Origin of the sequence: Streptomyces sp. NRRL F-5650, assembly GCF_000721365.1 — a bacterium.
Classification (GTDB): domain Bacteria; phylum Actinomycetota; class Actinomycetes; order Streptomycetales; family Streptomycetaceae; genus Streptomyces; species Streptomyces ardesiacus.
The window spans coordinates 23,590-40,354 of sequence record NZ_JOGV01000037.1 but is presented as its reverse complement, the minus strand read 5'-3'; the positions used below and the strand labels follow the sequence as shown (position 1 = coordinate 40,354).

The 16,765-nt window shown below is 69.7% G+C and carries 14 protein-coding genes and 1 pseudogene; 11 read left to right on the top strand and 4 right to left on the bottom strand.

What is annotated here, in order from left to right; all coding sequences use genetic code 11:
- Window positions 1-25: 25 nt before the first annotated feature.
- The 4 genes from IG88_RS43865 to IG88_RS43485 all read left to right on the top strand — a co-directional run bounded on the left by IG88_RS43865 (window position 26) and on the right by IG88_RS43485 (window position 2,766).
- Window positions 26-1,213 (top strand): M15 family metallopeptidase, encoded by a 1,188-nt coding sequence (locus tag IG88_RS43865; protein ID WP_234332329.1) that lies wholly within the window; start codon window positions 26-28, stop codon window positions 1,211-1,213.
- 145 nt (window positions 1,214-1,358) lie between these two features.
- The gene (locus IG88_RS0127855; RefSeq protein WP_037836836.1) at window positions 1,359-2,186 is read left to right on the top strand and encodes an NUDIX domain-containing protein; all 828 of its coding nucleotides are present in this window, start codon (window positions 1,359-1,361) and stop codon (window positions 2,184-2,186) included.
- A 49-nt stretch (window positions 2,187-2,235) separates the two neighbouring features.
- The gene (locus IG88_RS43490) at window positions 2,236-2,376 is read left to right on the top strand and encodes a hypothetical protein (protein ID WP_158854091.1); all 141 of its coding nucleotides are present in this window, start codon (window positions 2,236-2,238) and stop codon (window positions 2,374-2,376) included.
- A 132-nt stretch (window positions 2,377-2,508) separates the two neighbouring features.
- Window positions 2,509-2,766 carry a hypothetical protein gene (locus tag IG88_RS43485; RefSeq protein WP_158854088.1) on the top strand — a complete coding sequence of 86 codons (258 nt, stop codon included), beginning with the start codon at window positions 2,509-2,511 and terminating at the stop codon, window positions 2,764-2,766.
- Window positions 2,767-2,968: 202 nt separating this feature from the next.
- On the opposite strand, the gene IG88_RS39160 is transcribed toward IG88_RS43485, so the two are convergent.
- Window positions 2,969-3,382 (bottom strand): winged helix-turn-helix transcriptional regulator, encoded by a 414-nt coding sequence (locus tag IG88_RS39160; protein WP_051852095.1) that lies wholly within the window; start codon window positions 3,380-3,382, stop codon window positions 2,969-2,971.
- Between the two features lie 230 nt (window positions 3,383-3,612).
- Here IG88_RS39160 and IG88_RS0127835 point away from each other — a divergent pair, with 230 nt between their 5' ends.
- The 3 genes and pseudogenes from IG88_RS0127835 to IG88_RS41710 all read left to right on the top strand — a co-directional run.
- On the top strand, window positions 3,613-4,506 hold the full coding sequence (locus IG88_RS0127835) for an NADP-dependent oxidoreductase (protein WP_031046881.1): 894 nt from the start codon (window positions 3,613-3,615) through the stop codon (window positions 4,504-4,506).
- Window positions 4,507-4,714: 208 nt separating this feature from the next.
- Window positions 4,715-5,365, top strand: a complete 651-nt coding sequence (locus tag IG88_RS0127830) for an NAD(P)-dependent oxidoreductase (protein WP_031046878.1) — start codon at window positions 4,715-4,717, stop codon at window positions 5,363-5,365.
- Between the two features lie 1,101 nt (window positions 5,366-6,466).
- Window positions 6,467-6,689: pseudogene (locus tag IG88_RS41710) on the top strand (transposase); the annotation flags it as partial.
- Window positions 6,690-7,211: 522 nt separating this feature from the next.
- Here the strand turns inward: IG88_RS41710 and IG88_RS0127820 are convergent.
- Window positions 7,212-8,384, bottom strand: a complete 1,173-nt coding sequence (locus IG88_RS0127820; RefSeq protein ID WP_031046872.1) for a cellulase family glycosylhydrolase — start codon at window positions 8,382-8,384, stop codon at window positions 7,212-7,214.
- A 496-nt stretch (window positions 8,385-8,880) separates the two neighbouring features.
- On the opposite strand from IG88_RS0127820, the gene IG88_RS0127815 reads away from it, so the two are divergent.
- The 4 genes from IG88_RS0127815 to IG88_RS0127805 all read left to right on the top strand — a co-directional run bounded on the left by IG88_RS0127815 (window position 8,881) and on the right by IG88_RS0127805 (window position 12,888).
- A complete protein-coding gene (locus tag IG88_RS0127815) occupies window positions 8,881-10,269 on the top strand; it encodes a cellulase family glycosylhydrolase (protein ID WP_158854085.1) in 1,389 nt (462 codons plus the stop codon).
- 3 nt (window positions 10,270-10,272) lie between these two features.
- Complete coding sequence (locus IG88_RS45335; RefSeq protein ID WP_078861633.1) at window positions 10,273-10,494, top strand: cellulose binding domain-containing protein; 222 nt, start codon at window positions 10,273-10,275, stop codon at window positions 10,492-10,494.
- A gap of 88 nt (window positions 10,495-10,582) precedes the next feature.
- Entirely contained in the window at window positions 10,583-11,827 is a 1,245-nt protein-coding gene (manA, locus tag IG88_RS0127810) for a mannose-6-phosphate isomerase, class I (protein WP_063760650.1), read from the top strand.
- 89 nt (window positions 11,828-11,916) lie between these two features.
- On the top strand, window positions 11,917-12,888 hold the full coding sequence (locus IG88_RS0127805; protein WP_031046863.1) for an ROK family protein: 972 nt from the start codon (window positions 11,917-11,919) through the stop codon (window positions 12,886-12,888).
- A gap of 198 nt (window positions 12,889-13,086) precedes the next feature.
- Here the strand turns inward: IG88_RS0127805 and IG88_RS0127800 are convergent, their stop codons facing one another.
- A complete protein-coding gene (locus tag IG88_RS0127800) occupies window positions 13,087-14,115 on the bottom strand; it encodes a LacI family DNA-binding transcriptional regulator (protein ID WP_031046861.1) in 1,029 nt (342 codons plus the stop codon).
- Window positions 14,112-16,550, bottom strand: coding sequence for a glycoside hydrolase family 2 protein (locus IG88_RS0127795; protein ID WP_031046859.1), 2,439 nt, complete (start codon window positions 16,548-16,550; stop codon window positions 14,112-14,114). The genes IG88_RS0127800 and IG88_RS0127795 overlap by 4 nt, the downstream gene beginning before the upstream one ends.
- Window positions 16,551-16,765 lie beyond the last annotated feature (215 nt).

Genomic DNA, 16,765 nt, shown 5'->3' with positions numbered 1-16,765 from the left:
CGGGCGTCGAGATACCCGCCTCGTGGTGATCCGCGGCAACTCGGCGTCGGGCAAGTCGAGCGTGGCCCAGAGCCTGCGGGATCACTACGGCCGCGGTATCGCGATCGTGGGCCAGGACGTGATCCGCCGGAACGTGCTCAGGGAACACGACACCGCCCGAGGTGCCAACATCGCCCTGCTGGGCACGATCGCACGCGCAGCCCTCGACGCCGGCTTCCACGTCGTACTCGAAGGGATCCTGTATGCCGACCGCTACGGCCGCATGATCGCGTCTCTGGTGCGGGATCACCGCGGGGTCTCCAAGTGCTACTACCTGGACGTGCCGCTGGAAGCGACGTTGGTACGGCACGCGTCGAAGGCGGATGCCGCGTACCTGGCGCAGGTCACCGACGACCATCTCACCTCCTGGTACCGCGAGCTAGATCTGCTGCCCGGCGGGCTGGAGAGCGTGATCCCGGCTGACAGCACGCTGCGGGACACCGTCGCCCGGATCGTCCGCGAGACCGGTCTGCCCGCTGCCGCCCCCGCCTCGCGGCCTCAGTGCAATCCGTCACAGGGAGACTCGATGAACCTGGTGTTGATGTCCGACCCGCAGGTCGCGGCGATCCCCGTGCGCGAGTGCGGAGAGCCGCTCGTCGACGTGCGCGACCACGACTTCCGCGTCGACCCCCGCAGGCAAGACCCGCTGGGGGCGTTCGCCCACGTCCGTGAAGGCGTCCTGGCCCGGTTGCAGCACGCACGCTCGCTCCTGCCCGCCGGCACCGACGTGCTGTTCATCGAGGGCTACCGGCCGCTGGTCCTCCAGCAGCGCTACTTCACCGAATACCGTGACGAGCTGGCCGCCACTCACCCCGACTGGACACCTGAGCATCTGCACCAGGCCGCCAGCCGGTACGTGTCGCCGCCAGAGATCGCGCCTCACTCCGCGGGCGCGGCCGTGGACGTGACCCTCGTCGACCAGGACGGCCACGAACTCGACCTCGGCACCCGCGTCAACGCCTCCCCCGAGGAGAGCGACGGCGCCTGCTACACGCGCGCCGCGAACATCAGCGCCCAGGCGCGCCACCACCGCGCCCTCCTGCTCAACGCCATGGAGGGCGCAGGTTTCACGAACTACGGGACCGAGTTCTGGCACTTCTCGGCAGCAGACCGGTACGACGCCCTGATGCGGCGGCAGCCGCACGCGCGTTACGGACCGGTCGAACTGCCGTAGCTCGCCAATGGACTCGTTGACGTCGCGCCCACGACCGGAGCGGACGGAAAGCATCGAAACGGAGGCACGTATGCCTGACGACACCCAGCAAGCGATCCCAGCCGTCCCTAGCCCGGCGGCCGGAGACGATACGCCCGAGCATCACATGCACCTGCTCGGGCGGTACTACCGGCAGGTGGAAGCAGGGCGCAAAACGATCGAAGTGAGGGTGGCCACCCCGAGCAGGCGCGCCGTCGCCGTGGGCGACACGCTCGTCTTCCACGACCGGGACACCGGGCGGGAACTCGACGTCATCGCTCAGCGGATTACCCCATACCCCTCGTTCGACGACCTGCTCCGCTCGGAGGACACCGCACGCATCCACCCGGACGGGGCGCCCGGCGAACTGCTCGCCGACCTCCGCGGCATCTACCCGCCGGCCGAGGAAGCCCTCGGCGTTCTCGCCCTCGCCTTCGACCACCGCCCCGCCCGACCCGGCCGCCCCATGCCGATGACAGCCGACGAGTACGCGCAGACCGTCCCCCACCACACGGTGTACGGCTGCCTGTACATCCGTGACGCACACGACAGACCCGTACAGCTCCGCTCGGTCTACGGGTCGCGGCTCTGGCAGTTCCCTGGCGGCAACCTCGACGGACCTGGTGAGGACCCGCTGCAGACCGCTCGGCGGGAGGCTGTCGAGGAGACGGGCCTCGAACTCGGTCTGGGTACGCCGAAACTGCTCCTGACGCACTTCGTGCAGGCCGGGCCCCGGTCGCCTCTGAACAAGGTGGGGCTCATCTTCGACGGAGGCCGGCTGAGCGCCGACCAGCTCGGCCGGATCCGCCTCGATCCCGCCGAGCACGACATGTGGGCCGTTCACGACCTCGCCACCTGGCAGGAGCTGATGGCACCGGGTGCGTTTGCCCGCCTCGACGCCGTCGAGCGGGCTCGCTGCGGTGGGGCCCCCGCCTACCTCGTCACCGACACCTGACCCAGCCCGACCGCCCACGGAATTCTTTACGCCTTGATGGAGGTTGGCAGTGAGCACGCAGGACCGCATCCGGCTCATGCTGTGGAATCTGGAGCGTGACGGAGGCCCGGAGTCACAGCCCGGCATCCTGCCGACGCGGTGGCGCCAGGGGTACGAGGAGGCACTGAAAGGCAGCAGCCTGACTGGCTGACCATGCTGGAACTCAAGTACTCACAAACCCGGCCCGACGCGCCACTGGCCGAGAAGCGCGCGGCGCAGCGCCGCTTCGATGCCGCGCAGCAGATCCTCGGTATGCGCGGCATCCGCGCCGCGGTAGGGCAGCGTGCCAATCCCACTGGGCCAGACGACCGCCCTGGCTGCGACCGCCGGGCATGTTCCCTCCGGTCAGGGCGGCCCCCGGCGAATCGACCGCGGCCATCTGGATGCCTGGAGCGTGCAGGCCGTCGAAGACGTCTGCGTACTGGATACCACCGGGCTCAGCGATCACCACGCGGTCATCGTCGACCTCTCCCGTCGCAAGTTGATCGAGGGCTTGCATCGCCACACAAGCGCCACAGCTCCCTGGTCCTTGCCCGTCTGACGAGTCCTGAAGACGCACACCTACCCCGGCATCCCCACTCAGGAGGCAAGCGTGCCCGCCGAGGATGCTGATGGTTCCGGCTATCAGAAGTTGCGCAATGTGTGCCGCAAGGGTGACTCAGGTGACTCAGTGTTCTTGGGGCGCTGCTGGCGACAGTTGCCAATAGCTTCGATGCTCTGTGCACGGGTAGGAACCTCATGCATCAGCCGACGGTGGCCTCGCTGTCGTAGCGGGCGCGGTTGTCCTGGATCTCGTCGTGGTGGGTACCCGCCCAGTCGACGAGGGCGGTGACGGCGTCGAGGAGGGTGGTGCCCAGGTCGGTCAGGGCGTATTCGACGCGCGGGGGCACTTCTGGGTAGGCAGTGCGTGTGACCAGGCCGTCGCGCTGGAGCTGGCGCAGGGTGTGGGTGAGCATGCGCTGGGAGATGCCGGTGACGGCGTGCTGCAGGTCGGTGTAGCGCAGCGGGCCGTGCTCCAGGGTGCCGATCACGAGCACGGTCCACTTGTCGCCGGCCCGGTCCACGATCTGCCGGATCGTCTCGCCCTGCTCGGCCGGCCAGCGGGCGCACGGCCCCGACGGCACGCCGGCCCGCTCGTCATTCGCGTCGGCCCGCATGACGCACCTGCCTTCCCGGTTCCGCACACGCGTGTGCCTTTTGTAGACCCTTCCAGGCTGACGCAACATGGGGTTACGCACCAAACGTACGTAAGGACCAATCGGTTTGTAGCGGGACATTCTCCCGGCGTGAACCCCGCGTGGATTCTCGCCCGCGCCCGCGAGACAGGACGTCACCCCTACTCAACGCTCGGGCGGCACCCGCCCGAGCCTGGAGGAAGAGCATGATCATGCGCGCCGCGACTGTTTCCCGCTTCGGGGGCCCCGAAGCCGTCGAGATCACCGAGCACCCCCTCCCTGAACCGGGCGAAGGACAGGTGCGCGTCAAGGTGAAGGCTGCCGCGATCAACCCGGTGGATGTAGCTATGCGCTCCGGTGTCTTCGGCGGACAGGGCCCTGTCGGGCTCGGCTTCGACGTGGCCGGCGTGGTCGATGCCGTCGGCCCCGGCGCCGACTGGACGGTGGGCGAGCGCGTCTTCGCGGTGGTGACCGGGCACCACAAGCCGCTGGGCACTCACGCGGACTACATCGTCGTGGACGCCGGCATCCTCGCTGCGTCCCCCGCCTCCCTCGACGACGTCCATGCCGCCACGCTGCCGCTGAACGCCACGACCGCCTCCCAGGTGCTCGACCTGCTCGACCTGGACCCGGGGCAGAGCCTGCTGGTCGTCGGCGCGCACGGCGGGGTGGGCGCCCACGCGGTGGAACTGGCCCACCAGCGGGGCCTGAAGGTCACCGGGACCGGGGACCCGGCCTTCGAGGACTTCGTCCGAGCCCGCGGCGCCGATCACTTCCTGGCCCGTGGCGAGACCTTCGAGCCCGCGTCCTTCGACGGTGTCCTGGACACCGCGAGCCTGGGTGCCGCCGCGCTCGCCGCCGTCCGCGACGACGGCGCTTACGCCGGCCTGTGGCCCGGCAGCGAACCCGCCTCCGAGCGCGGCATCCGCATCGAGGCCGTCAGCGTCCAGTCCGAGGCCGCCCTCCTCGTTCGCCTGGCCCGCCTCGCCGACCAGGGCGTACTCTTCACCCGCGTCGCCCAGACCTACCCCCTGACCGCCGCGGCCGAGGCCCACGCACGACTCGCCGAGGGCGGCCTGCCCGGACGCATCGTCCTCGTGCCGTGAACCGCTCGCCCGCTGACGAGAGGCATCGGCGGCGCCGTGCGCAGGTGCCGCCGATGCGCCTACCCCCTCCCGCATCCGAACACCCCCCGTCCACGTCGACCGCCTGGACGCCAGCAGCACTGCCAGGCTCACCGGCGCCCTCGACGAGCGCCCCGTCCCCTCACCTGACACACCGCACGGCGGCACCACGAACCACGGAGGACATCCCATGACGAACATCGCTGTCTTCGGCGCCAATGGCACCATCGGCTCCGCCATCGTGCGCGAGGCCCTGCGCCGGGGCCACCGCGTCACCGCGGTCGTCCGCGACACCGCGAAGATCACCGAACGGTACGCCGACCTGACCATTACCACGGGCGACGTCCTTGACCCGCAGTCGGTCACCGACGCCGCGAAGGACCAGGACGTCGTTGTCAGCGCTGTCGGCGGCGGCGACGGCCCCGGTCACCTCGCCACCATCCGGCCCGCCGCCGAAGCCCTCACCGAAGGTCTGCGTTCCCTCGGCGCCCGGGCCCCCCGCCTGATCACCGTCGGCGGCGCCGGCTCCCTGCGCACTCCCGACGGCAAGCAGGTCTGGGACGCCCCCGGCCTGCCCGGCTTCCTCCTGCAGATCATGCACGCCCACGGCGACGCCCTCGACCACTACCGCACCGTCACCGACATCGACTGGACCAACCTCAGCCCTGCGGCGACGATTGCCCCCGGTGAGCGCACCGGCGTCTACCGGACCGCTCTGGACGACCTCGTCACGGACGAGAACGGCGACAGCACCATCTCCGTCGAGGACTACGCCGTTGCCCTCCTCGACGAGATCGAGCAGCCCCGCCACCACCGCCAGCGCTTCACCGTCGGTTACTGACCACCAGCCCCGCGCAGCCAGACCGCTCTACCGACGTTCCGCGAGGCGGGAATCCACTGGTCTACAAGATCACCGGGGCGAGCTGCTGGTGTATGACCATGCCCTTTGTAACGCTCGATGGAGAGCCCGCCAGTTCTGCGGCCGTCAGCCTGTCTGCCTGCGATGGCCGTCTCGACGCCGTTCAGCCTTCCGCAAGGCGGTTGGCGACCCTGGCGAGGTACGGCCGGCTCCCTCGGCGGCGTAGGTGTTGTCCTGCCCGCCGATGCGCTTCCAGGAGTCGGCGGTGTTCTGGTGGACACCGAGAAGTCGGCTGACCATGACCGCGGGCAGTTCGGATGCCAACTCGACGAGGGCAGGTATTGCGAGCCATGCGTGGTTGGACGCCGAGCCCTCGGAGGCGACGGACGAGCTGGCTGCGGCTGAGGTGCTGGGCGAAGAGGAGAGCGAGAAGCCCGGCCGCCTTGTCAGGCACCGGGACCCCGCCGTCGTGGATGAGCCGGTTGACCGGCTGCCAGCGCGTGTCCTGAGCGATGAGCTGGCCGGTGAAGGTGGGGGCAGGAAGGTCGACGCCCAGATGGCGGGTATGGCCGTTGCGGCTGCTCCAGGCAAGGAAGCCGTGTACGCGCGGGCCGCGGGCGGGGTAGTCGTCCGGCCAGGCGTCCAGAAGGTCCTGGGTGCATGCGCTGAGGGCGACGTCCTGGGTGTGGAGCCAGTTGAGCAGCCGGATGACTGGGTGACGTGGGCGCGGACGCCATGCGCTTGTGCCTGGCTGACCAGGCGGCGTCGGGAGAAGCGACGGAGGCGCCGCAGCAGGTGCCAGGTGACGTACGCCTGGAGCACCTTGCGGCTCCCCGGGGCACAGACCTGTGCGGTCCGTGTCGCAAGCCAGCGTTCGAGGCCAGCGAGTTGTTCGTCGCGCGCGGGCAGGGCACCGCCGGCGACCAGGTGCATGCGGAGGTTGTCGGCCACCTTGGCCGGCCGCAGGCTGTCCACGGTGGCATGCGTGACCGGGCCGCTTCCGGCTGCCAGGGCGCGCAGCGCGGTGAGCCGGGCGGGGCGGCGGTTCAGCCAGTACAGCAGGTTGGTGCCGGGCTGGCCCAGTCCACGAACCCGCTCGAGCGACTGAACCCGGGAGATCGAACGCCGCACCGATGTCGTCCAGGTCTTCCCGAACCCGGCCGCCGTCCTCCGCCTGGCCACCGCGGTCCTCGCCGAACTCCACGACGAATGGATCGCCTTTCCTCGCCGCTACCTCTCCAACGAGAGCATGGACGCCCTCTATCCCGACGACACGATCGTCCTGCCCGCCGCATCAGACGACTGATCGCCTACACCACAAGAAGGGGCATGACCAGGAACTCCGAATGCCCACGAAGAGCGAAGAGACTCCGAGTAGCCCGCATCGGCCGTAAGACGCGTGTCGTTACGGCGTCCCTGCTCCGCGTACTCGAAAGCGGGGATCCGGAGTGTAGCGATGCCTGCACCGGACGCAGCACCACTCATATTCCATCTACGACGAGGCTCCGCCAGCCTTTCCAGTGGGGTCTACCACCCACCTGTGACCTCGACCGACGAGCCGCAGACTGACGAACTCTGAATCTCTGCGCCTCTCAAACCCCGCACGTTCATCCTTGCGCGGCCCTGCACCTTCGGGTGGCGGAGCAGCGGGACACCTGCGCGGCCGGCCGTGATCCGTTTCTGGAGCTCCTGGTCGCGCTGTACGAAGCGGCACCCAGGCGGCCCGAATTCGGATCCTCACGTCCGTGGCCAACGCCTGACGTCGGCGTACGGCCGAATGCCCCGCCCCTGGGACTTCCCCTGGGCGGGGCACTACCGCATCCGCCGGTCAGCGATCCGCCGCGCCACCCCGGACGACACAGGACCGGCTGTTCTCCCAGCCCCACCCGTCACCGTCGGGATCCGAGGCGCTGCCGTTCACGCAGTAGGGGTAGCCGTTGGGAGCGGTGCCGCCCGTGCTGCCGTCGTCACCGCCACCGTCGTCACCACCGCCGTAGACGGTGGCCGTCTTGGACGTGGCGGCGATGCCGTTGCTGCCGTTGAAGAAGCGGTCGCCCCAGTTGGTCAGCGAGTTCGGGTCGAAGCCGTTGACCATGTCGAGGTACTCGACCCCGCTGCCGTTGCCGCTCCAGGACCAGCCGATGTAGCCCACACCGAGGGACTGGGCCGTCGCCATGATGGCGTCCTCGTCGGGGTTGCCGTCGCTGTGCTGGTCGCCGAACTCGCCGACGACGATGGGGAGTCCGTTGCCGACGAAGGCGTTGAGGTAGTCCTGTACCTCGGCGGCGGTGTCGTAGACCCCGTACATGTGGATGGAGAAGACGGTGTTGCGGTCGGGATCGGAGGCGAAGACCGAGGCCGCGTCGGACCGCATCGTGCCGGACCAGTCCTGGCCCCAGTTGGGTGCGTCGACCATGAGGGCGTGGTCGATGCCGGCGTCGCGGAGCTTGGTGATGGCCGCCTTGGTGGCGTCGGTCCACGCGGTGTAGTTCGTGTTGCCGAAGGGTTCGTTGCCGATGTTGACGACGACGTAGTCCTCCTGGCCCTCCAGCGCGCTCTTCACGCTGATCCAGTAGTCGGCCGCCTGGTCCAGGCTGGTCGCGGCGCCGTCCTCGCCGTAGCCGGTGGTGTCGTGCACCTCCAGGACGCAGATGACCTTGTTCTCCTTGCACTGCTCGATGAGTGTGGAGACTTGGGAGGCGTTCGTCTTCGTCCAGCGGCCGCCACTGCCGAGCACGACGCGGACGGTGTTGGCACCCTTGGCCGCGATGTCGGCGATGGAGCTGGTCTGGTCGGGGTACCAGGTGTAGGCGTGGTTGACGCCGCGCATGACGAATGCGTTGCCGTTGCCCTCGACGACGCGTCCGTCGCTGACGTGGATACCGCCGTCCGCCGCCTCCGCCTTGCCGGTTGACGGCCCGGCGAGTGAGAGCAGCAGGCCGAGGACGGCGGCGAACGCCATCCCCGCCGTCGTGATGAGTGTGCTTCCTGGCTTTCGCATGTGTCTCCTCGGGGGTGAGTGGGACGGGGTGACGGCTCCTGAGCGGGTGCGCTGGACGCGCGGTGTCGGGGCATGCGGATGACAACGATGTCAGACGGCGAAGGTGCCGCCCGGCGCAGACCCTCACAGGCGTCGGGGGTTGCGGAGCAGGCGCCGGACAAGCGGTGTGACGGGGACGACGAGGCAGCCGGAGGGGGCTGCGGACCGCCCAGCGCCACACCATGAGGCACCGGATGTTCCATCCATGTCAATAGACGGTTCAAGATTCGCCTCAGCAAGTCGAGAAGCCCCGGCGCACTAAACCGCTAAACGCTCTGCCCAGCGCCAAGAGACGTTCAAGAGTGGGCAGTTACCTGCAAGAACACACTCTGCGCGATTGATTGACAGTCGAAGTAGACGCCCCTACGTTCCTCCCTGGTTAACCGGTACATGCAAGTCACCTCCGAACGAGGGAGCCGCTATGCATGCTCACCCCCTCCCCTCATCCAGACGGTATGTGACGCTTCTGATGCTCCTGCTCGTGGCCGCGTTGGCGGGCGCGTGTCTGTCGCTCATGCGCCCGCCCCCGGCCTCGGCCGCCACCGAGGACTCCTTCGTCACGCGCTGCGGGATCCGCTTCTGCCTCGACGGCGAGGAGTACTACGTCGCCGGCGCCAACGCCTACGACCTGTTCACCTTCGGGTCGGGTTCCGGCGACACCGAGTCGCAGTACATGGACAAGGAACGCATCGACGCCCACATGGCACGCATGCGTGACGGCGGTGTCGACGTCGTGAGGCTGTGGATGTTCAGCCACGAGAGCTGGCACGGCTTCGAGAAGTCCGAGGGCGTCTACGACGAGCAGCAGTTCGCGCTCTTCGACTACGTCATCGAGTCCGCCAGGTCGCACGGGCTGCGCCTCATGCCGGTCTTCGAGAACTACTGGGAGGCATACGGCGGCATCGACACGCGCCTGAGCTGGGAGGGGCTGTCCGGTGGGCAGCCCGCCCGTGCCGCGTTCTTCGACAAGGACCGCTGCCCGGGATGCTTCACGTCCTACAAGAACTACGTGAGCCATGCCCTCAACCGGACGAACCACTACAGCGGTGTCAAGTACAAGGACGACCCGACCATCTTCGCCTGGGATCTGATGAACGAGCCGCGCTACGAGGGCCAGAGCGACGAGGAGAACGTCGAGGGGACCACGCTGCGTGCCTGGGTCGACGAGATGGGGGCCTTCGTCAAGGAGATCGACCCCAACCACCTGCTCGGCGCCGGAATCGAGGGACACGGCACGCAGTACGGCTTCGGCGGCGACGAGGGCAACCCCTTCGTCCACCTCCAGCAGTCACCGTACCTGGACTTCACCTCGGCGCATCCCTACCCGACCGAGTACTGGGCCGACCTGACTCTGGACGAGACGAAGGAGCTGGTCCGGGCCTGGATCGCCGACTCGCACGAGAAGGTCGGCAAGCCCTTCTTCATGGGTGAGTTCAACGTCCACAACGTCGACCGGGCGGCCTGGTGGAGCGAGATCTACGCCGACTTCGAGGCGGCCGGCGGTGACGGCAGCGCCTTCTGGTGGTACCAGGACCGCGAGATCGACGGGAAGTTCGGCGTCACCCAGGGCGATCCGGAACTCGACGTGTTCCGTGCCCACTCCGCCCGCATGGCCGCCAAGAGCGGTCGCACCTCCCCGACCCGCACCCCGTCCTCCTCGCCCTCCACCGGAGAGCCGACGACGACCCCCGAGCCGACCACCACGCCGGACCCGCCCGGCACGCCCACCGCGTCACCCACGGCCGGCACACCGTGCCGGGTCGACTACCGACTGTCGGACTGGGGAACCACCTTCAACGCGGACGTCACGATCCACAACACCGGCAGCACGGCGGTCGACCAGTGAGAGCTGTCGTTCACCTTCCCCGGTGGCCAGTCCGTCACGCAGATCTGGAACGCCACCCGCGTCCAGGACGGTCGCAGCGTAACCGTGACCCACCCCTCGAGCTACAACACGTCCATCGCACCCGGAGCGACCGTGAACTTCGGGTTCAGCGGCGCCTCGCAAGCCGGCACGAACGGCGTTCCGGACTCCTTCACGCTGAATGGAACAGCCTGCTCGTCAGTGTGAAGGAAAGCCGACCGCACCAACTATACCGGTTCAATAACGGGACCCAGGCAGCTCACGGAATCTGTTCAGACACGGTTAACGTACGACCGTGGATCTACTTCAACCGATCATCAAGCCGTACGCATGGGGTTCACGCGATGCACTGGCCCGGCTGCAGGGGAGGGACACCCCGTCGGCCGGGCCGGAGGCGGAGTTGTGGATGGGCGCGCATCCGTCCGGCCCCTCGGGGCTGACCCGCGACGGACGGGCCACGACACTCCTGGACGCCGTGGCCGGCGATCCGGACGGGGAGCTGGGGGGCGCCTGCGCCCGGACGTTCGGAGGCAGGCTGCCGTTCCTGCTGAAGGTGCTGGCCGCCGAGCAGCCGCTGTCCATCCAGGTGCATCCGGACCGGGACCAGGCCCGCTCGGCGTTCGCCGCCCAGCAGGCCCGCGGCGGTCACGGCCCCTACGCGGACGACTGGCCCAAGCCCGAACTGCTCTACGCGCTCAGCCGCTTCGAGGTCCTGGCCGGATTCCGCGACCGCGAGGAGGCCGCAAACCTCCTGGAGAGCCTCGGGGTCGACGACCTTCGCCCGGTGATCGGACTACTGCGAGCCGGCACCGGTGAGCAAGCCCTCTCCGAGGCCCTGCGCGCCCTGCTCGAACGGGCGCCGGACGATCGCGCGCCGCTGGCTTCCGCCGTCGTGGCGTCGAGCCGCCGCCTGGCGCGGTCCGCGCACCCTCACGCGGCCGCGTACGCGGCGGTGGAACGCATGTCAGGACATCATCCCGAAGACCTCGGCCTGGCGGCTTCCCTGTTGCTGGACCACCGGGTTCTGGAGCCGGGCACCGCCCTGTTCATGCCGGCGGGCGGACTGCACGCCTACGTGTACGGGGTCGGCCTGGAACTGCTCGCCAACTCGGACAACGTGCTGCGCGCGGGACTGACGTCCAAGGAGGTGAACGTGCCGGAGCTGCTACGGATCACCGACCCGGCGGTGCGCGTGCCGGTGGTCGTGCCGAGGAGCGTCCCGGGGCCGGGTTCAACCTGGCTGTACGACTGCCCGGTGGCGGAGTTCGCGCTCTACAGGACCGATCTCGACGGCTCCGGCGGGCCCCTCGTACCCGCGTCCGGCCCCCGCATCGCCTTCTGTGCGGACGGATCGGCCCGACTGAGCACGAGGACCGGGAACTCCGAGCCGCTGCGCCTCGGCCCCGGCGCCTCCTGCTTCCTTCCCGCCTCGGACCAGGACGTCCTGGTCGAGGGCGAAGGAACGCTGTTCGTGGCCACCGTGGGCCTGCTCCCGGACGAGCACAGCGCGATCGCCCAGAACTCGTTCGCTTCTCTGTAATGACAACGTTGTCGCATCACCGGTTTCCTCGTCGCGTCCACATCACGCTTCGAGGTTTCCGGTGACCGACTGGAGAAAGGACCACATCGGTGTACGCCGCCCTGGACATCGGAGGGACCAAAATCGCGGGAGCGCTGGTGGACGAAGGGGGGTCCGTCGTCCACCGAGCCGAACTCCCCACACCCGCGCGGGAGTCCGCCCAACGCATGGCACGGACGATCGACGCCGTGATCGACACCCTGTCGGCCGCCCCCGCCTGGGGCACCGTGCGTGGTGTGGGCATCGCCAGCGCAGGCCCCGTCGACACAGCGGCCGGCACGGTCAGCCCCGTGAACATTCCCGCCTGGCGGGACTTCCCCCTCGTCGAGAGTGTGCGCGCCCATCCGCTGCTCCTCACCGGTCTCGAACCGGTCCTGCTCGGGGACGCCGTGGCCATGGCCGCCGCCGAACACTGGCTGGGGGCTGCTCGGGGCGTGAACAACGCCCTGTGCATGGTCGTCTCGACGGGCGTCGGGGGCGGATACGTCCTGGGCGGCCGACTGCATCCCGGCCCTTCGGGCAACGCCGGGCACATAGGCCACATCTCCGTCGGCATCGACGGACCGCCCTGCGCCTGCGGGGCGCGGGGATGTGTCGAGGGGTACGCCAGTGGGACCGCCATCACCCGTTACGCCGTGCAGACGGGCTGGTCGCCGGGGCCGGGTTCGCAGCCCTCGGCCGCCGCGGTCGCCGCGTCCGCACGCGAGGGCGACGAGCGTGCCCTGGCTGCCTACGACCGTTCGGCCCGGGCGCTGGCCGCCGCGATCGCGGGCAGCGCGGCGTTGCTGGAGATCGAGGTCGCGGTCATCGGAGGCGGTGTCGCACAGGCGGGCGAGACGCTGTTCACGCCCCTGCGCCGCCATCTGCGCGATTTCGCGGTCCTCGACTTCGTGCGTGATCTCAAGGTGCGTCCCGCCGCTCTGGCACGGGACGCCGGGCTCATCGGTGCGGCGGCGGCGGCCCGGCAACAGCTCCCCGAAGGGAGCGGAGCTGCATCGCGCGTTCACGAAACCAGCGCTTAACCGGTTTTGTGACTCTGCTGGAGCCGTGCGGCTCACGGGGCAGCTCTTCGCTCTCATGGGCAGTACCCATGTGCAGTGCCCTTGGGTGAAACTTCCGGTGCACCTGCCGCGGTCCGGGGGCATTTCCACGGCGCTCTCGGTGACACGCGAAGGGGCGCGGCATGACGCCGCGCCCCTGGACCGTCTCTGCCCGCCCCTCTACGACGGGGGCGGTGCGGTCGACGCCCGCGGTACCAGCGAGGGCGTCGCGACGGGCCCGGAGGTCACGTCGTGGCCCGCCAGTACCTCGAACAGCACCCGCGCGACCTGCGCACCGAACCCGTGCACGTCGTGGCTCATCGCCGAGAGCGTCGGATGGGTGAGCCGGCACAGCTGGGAGTCGTCCCACGCCAGCAGTGACAGGTCGTCCGGCACGGAGACACCCATCTCGGCGGCGACACCGAGTCCGGCGACCGCCATGATGTCGTTGTCGTAGAGGATCGCCGTGGGGCGCTCGGCGGACAGCAGCAGGGAGCGTGTGGCCCGCGCGCCGTCCTCGCCCGAGAAGGCCGTCTCGACGTGCGGTCCGCCGTCGAGGCCGAGTTCGCTCATGGTCCGTTCGAACGCGGTCGTCCGGATGGCGCTGTGCCCGAGCCCCCGGGGACCGCCCACGTGCGCGATGCGCCGGTGCCCCAGCACCGCCAGGTAGCGCACCGCCTCGGCGACGGCCGCGTCGTCGTCGGTCCACACCGACGGGAATCCGCCCGTGAGGGACGGGTGACCGACCGCCACAGCAGGGAGGCCGATGCGCCGCAGCGGGGCGATCCGTGGATCCTCGTGATGGAAGTCGACCAGGATCGAGCCCCCAATCTGCCGCTCCCGCCACCAGCGTTCCTGCAACCCGATCTCCTCCTCCAGCGAGCCGACCAGGCGCAGCAGCAACGAGCAGTCGCGCTCGGCCAGCACGCTCTCGATGCCGGAGACGAACTCCATGTAGAACGGCTCCAGGCCGAGCAGCCGGGCGGGCCGGCAGATCGCCAGGCCGACGGTGTCGACGGACTGGCGCGACAGGCTGCGGGCCGAGGAGTTCGGAGCCCAGCCCAGTTGCCGGGCCGCCGCGAAGATCCGCTCCCGGGTGGCGTCGGACACCCCCGGCTTGTCGTTGAACGCCAGGGACACGGCACCCTTGGACACGCCGGCGGCCGCGGCGACGTCCTTGATGGTGACGCGTACCGACGGTGCGCTCACGCCGGTTCCACGCAGAACAGCGCCGCGCGGACGGCATTGGCCCCGGTGTCGGCAGCGCCCGTGACCCTCAGGCGGAGTTGTTCGCCGGGGAGGAGGGTGCGCAGTCCGGTGTCGCAGACCGCGGCCGGTCCGAGCCGGTCGGCCTGCAGGAGGAGGTCGCGTACGAGGGTGTGTGCGGTTACCACGACCTCGACATTACCCGTCCCGGCACCCATCGGGGACTCCACGGCCACGTCGTAGTGCGGGACCGGGTAGGCGAACTCGCGGTCCGTCACGGGCAGGTACACGCTGCGCAGGTCCTCGCTGTCCGCGACGAGGAACTCCTTGGCGGACCCCTGGGCGGGGGCCAGGTCCTGCGGCACGGTCCGGCGGTGCACCGCGCGGGCCGCGACGGTCACGTCGATCACATGCTCGGCCACCTCGGAGCCGTCCGCCCGCAGGCGTCGCAGTCTGATGCGCGCCTGCCAGGGCTCGGCGGACTGGTTGACGGCGGCGAGGACGGGGAGGCCGTCGTCACCGTCGCCCGGCTGGAGCGTGAGGAGCCGGTCCGCGTAGACCCGGCGCAGCTCGTGGTACAGCGGCTTGAGCCGGCCGTCGCCGTCGATGGCCGCCCAGGAGCTGACCGGCCAGCAGTCGTTGATCTGCCAGACGATCGTGCCCGCGCACACGGGCCAGTGCGAACGCCAGTGCTCGATCCCGGTGGCGATCGCGCGGGCCTGCACGACCTGGGTGAGGTAGTGCCAGCGGTCGAAGTCGCCCTCGGGCAGCACGAAGTGGCGCTCCACGCCCCGGTTCAGCTTGCCGTTGCCGTCCTCCGCCTTCTGGTGGTGCAGCATGCCGGGCGAGTCGGGCGCGAGCCGTTCGCCGGGCAGCGCGCGCCGCAGGGTCGCCATCGCGGGCGGCGCCTGCCAGCCGAACTCCGACACGAAGCGCGGCACCGAGTCGCGGTATTCGGCGTAGTCCCGGCGGTTCCAGACCTCCCACGAGTGGTGAGTGCCGTGGGCCGGGTCGTTGGGGTGGTGGTCCCAGGAGCCGGACCAGGGGCTGCCCGCCGTGTAGGGGCGGGTGGGGTCGAGTTCGGCGACGATCCGTGGAAGCAGGTCCAGGTAGTAGCCACCGCCCCAGGAGTCGCCGCGCAGCTCGGGCTCCCAGTCCCAGTCGCGGAAGCCCCAGAGGTTCTCGTTGTTGCCGTTCCACAGCACGAGCGAGGGGTGCGGCATCAGCCGGACAACGTTGTCGCGAGCCTCGGCCTCGACCTCGCCGCGCAGCGGCTGCTCCTCGGGATAGGCGGCGCAGGCGAAGAGGAAGTCCTGCCAGACCATGAGACCCAGCTCGTCGCAGGCGTCGTAGAAGGCGTCGTCCTCATAGATGCCGCCACCCCATATCCGCACCAGGTCCACGCCCGCGTCGGCCGTCTGGCGCAGCCGGGTGCGGTAGCGCTCGGGGGTGATCCGGGACGGGAACACGTCGTCGGGGATCCAGTTGACCCCGCGCGCGAAGATCCGTTCGCCGTTGACGACGAGGGTGAAGCCGGTGCCGTGCTCGTCCGCCGAGCGGTCCAGTTCCACGGTCCGGAAGCCTATGCGCCGGTGCCAGGAGTCGAGGGGCCGCTCTTCGCCGGCCGCCTCGACCAGGGCGAGTTCCAGGTCGTACAGGGGCTGGTCACCGTATCCGCGAGGCCACCAGAGGGCGGCTTCGGGCACCTCCATCGTCAGTACGGCGTGTGTCCCCTCCACCACCCCGCGCGCCTCGGCGAGGCCGTCCCCGACGGTGGCACGTACGGCGAGCGGGCGGGCCGTCCCCTGCGCGGTCCGCTCGATCTCGACGCGTACCTCGACGCGGCCGGTGCCGTCGTGGACCGTCACCAGGGGGCGTACGTCGGCGAGCCGGGCCGTCGACCAGCGTTCCAGCCGGACCGGGCGCCAGATGCCGGCGGTCACCAGGGTCGGGCCCCAGTCCCAGCCGAAGCTGCTGGCCATCTTGCGGATGTACTGGAACGGCTCCGGGTAGACGTTGGGGCGCTCCCCCGTCAGTGCCCGCACCGAGGCCGCCTCGTCGTAGGCGGAGGCGAAGTCCACCTCCAGGCGCCCGTGGCGGCCGGTGACGTCGAAGCGGTAACGCCGGTGCATGTTCCGGGTGCGGCCCACCTCCCGGCCGTCCAGCGTGATGGTCGCGGCGGTGTCGAGTCCGTCGAAGACCAGGTCGGTCCGCTCGTGCCCCTCCCCTGCGGTGTCGGAGGCCGGCAGGTCGCGGACGTAGGTCCAGGCCCGCTGTCCGACCCAGGCGACGGCGGGCTCGTTGACGCCGAGGAAGGGGTCCGGGATCAGGCCGGCGGCGAGCAGGTCGGTGTGGACGCAGCCGGGGACCTGGGCGGGCAGCGGGTTGTCGCTGTGGCTCAGGCTCCAGCCCTCGGCGAGCGGGAGGACTTCCTTCATGTACGGCTCCTTCGGCGGGACGGGCCCGATGTCGTATCAACGCGGCTCAACCTAACCCCACAGAAGTGAACCGGTCTAGCCCTCTTCCCTTGACAGGTGTCCATACCGAAGCGCAGTTGGCGCATCAATAGCCCGGCTGACCCTCTCACCTCAGGTAACGATTGAGTATCGCGGAGGTTTGGAAAGCTTTACCGGTTCACGAGCGCCTGACATAG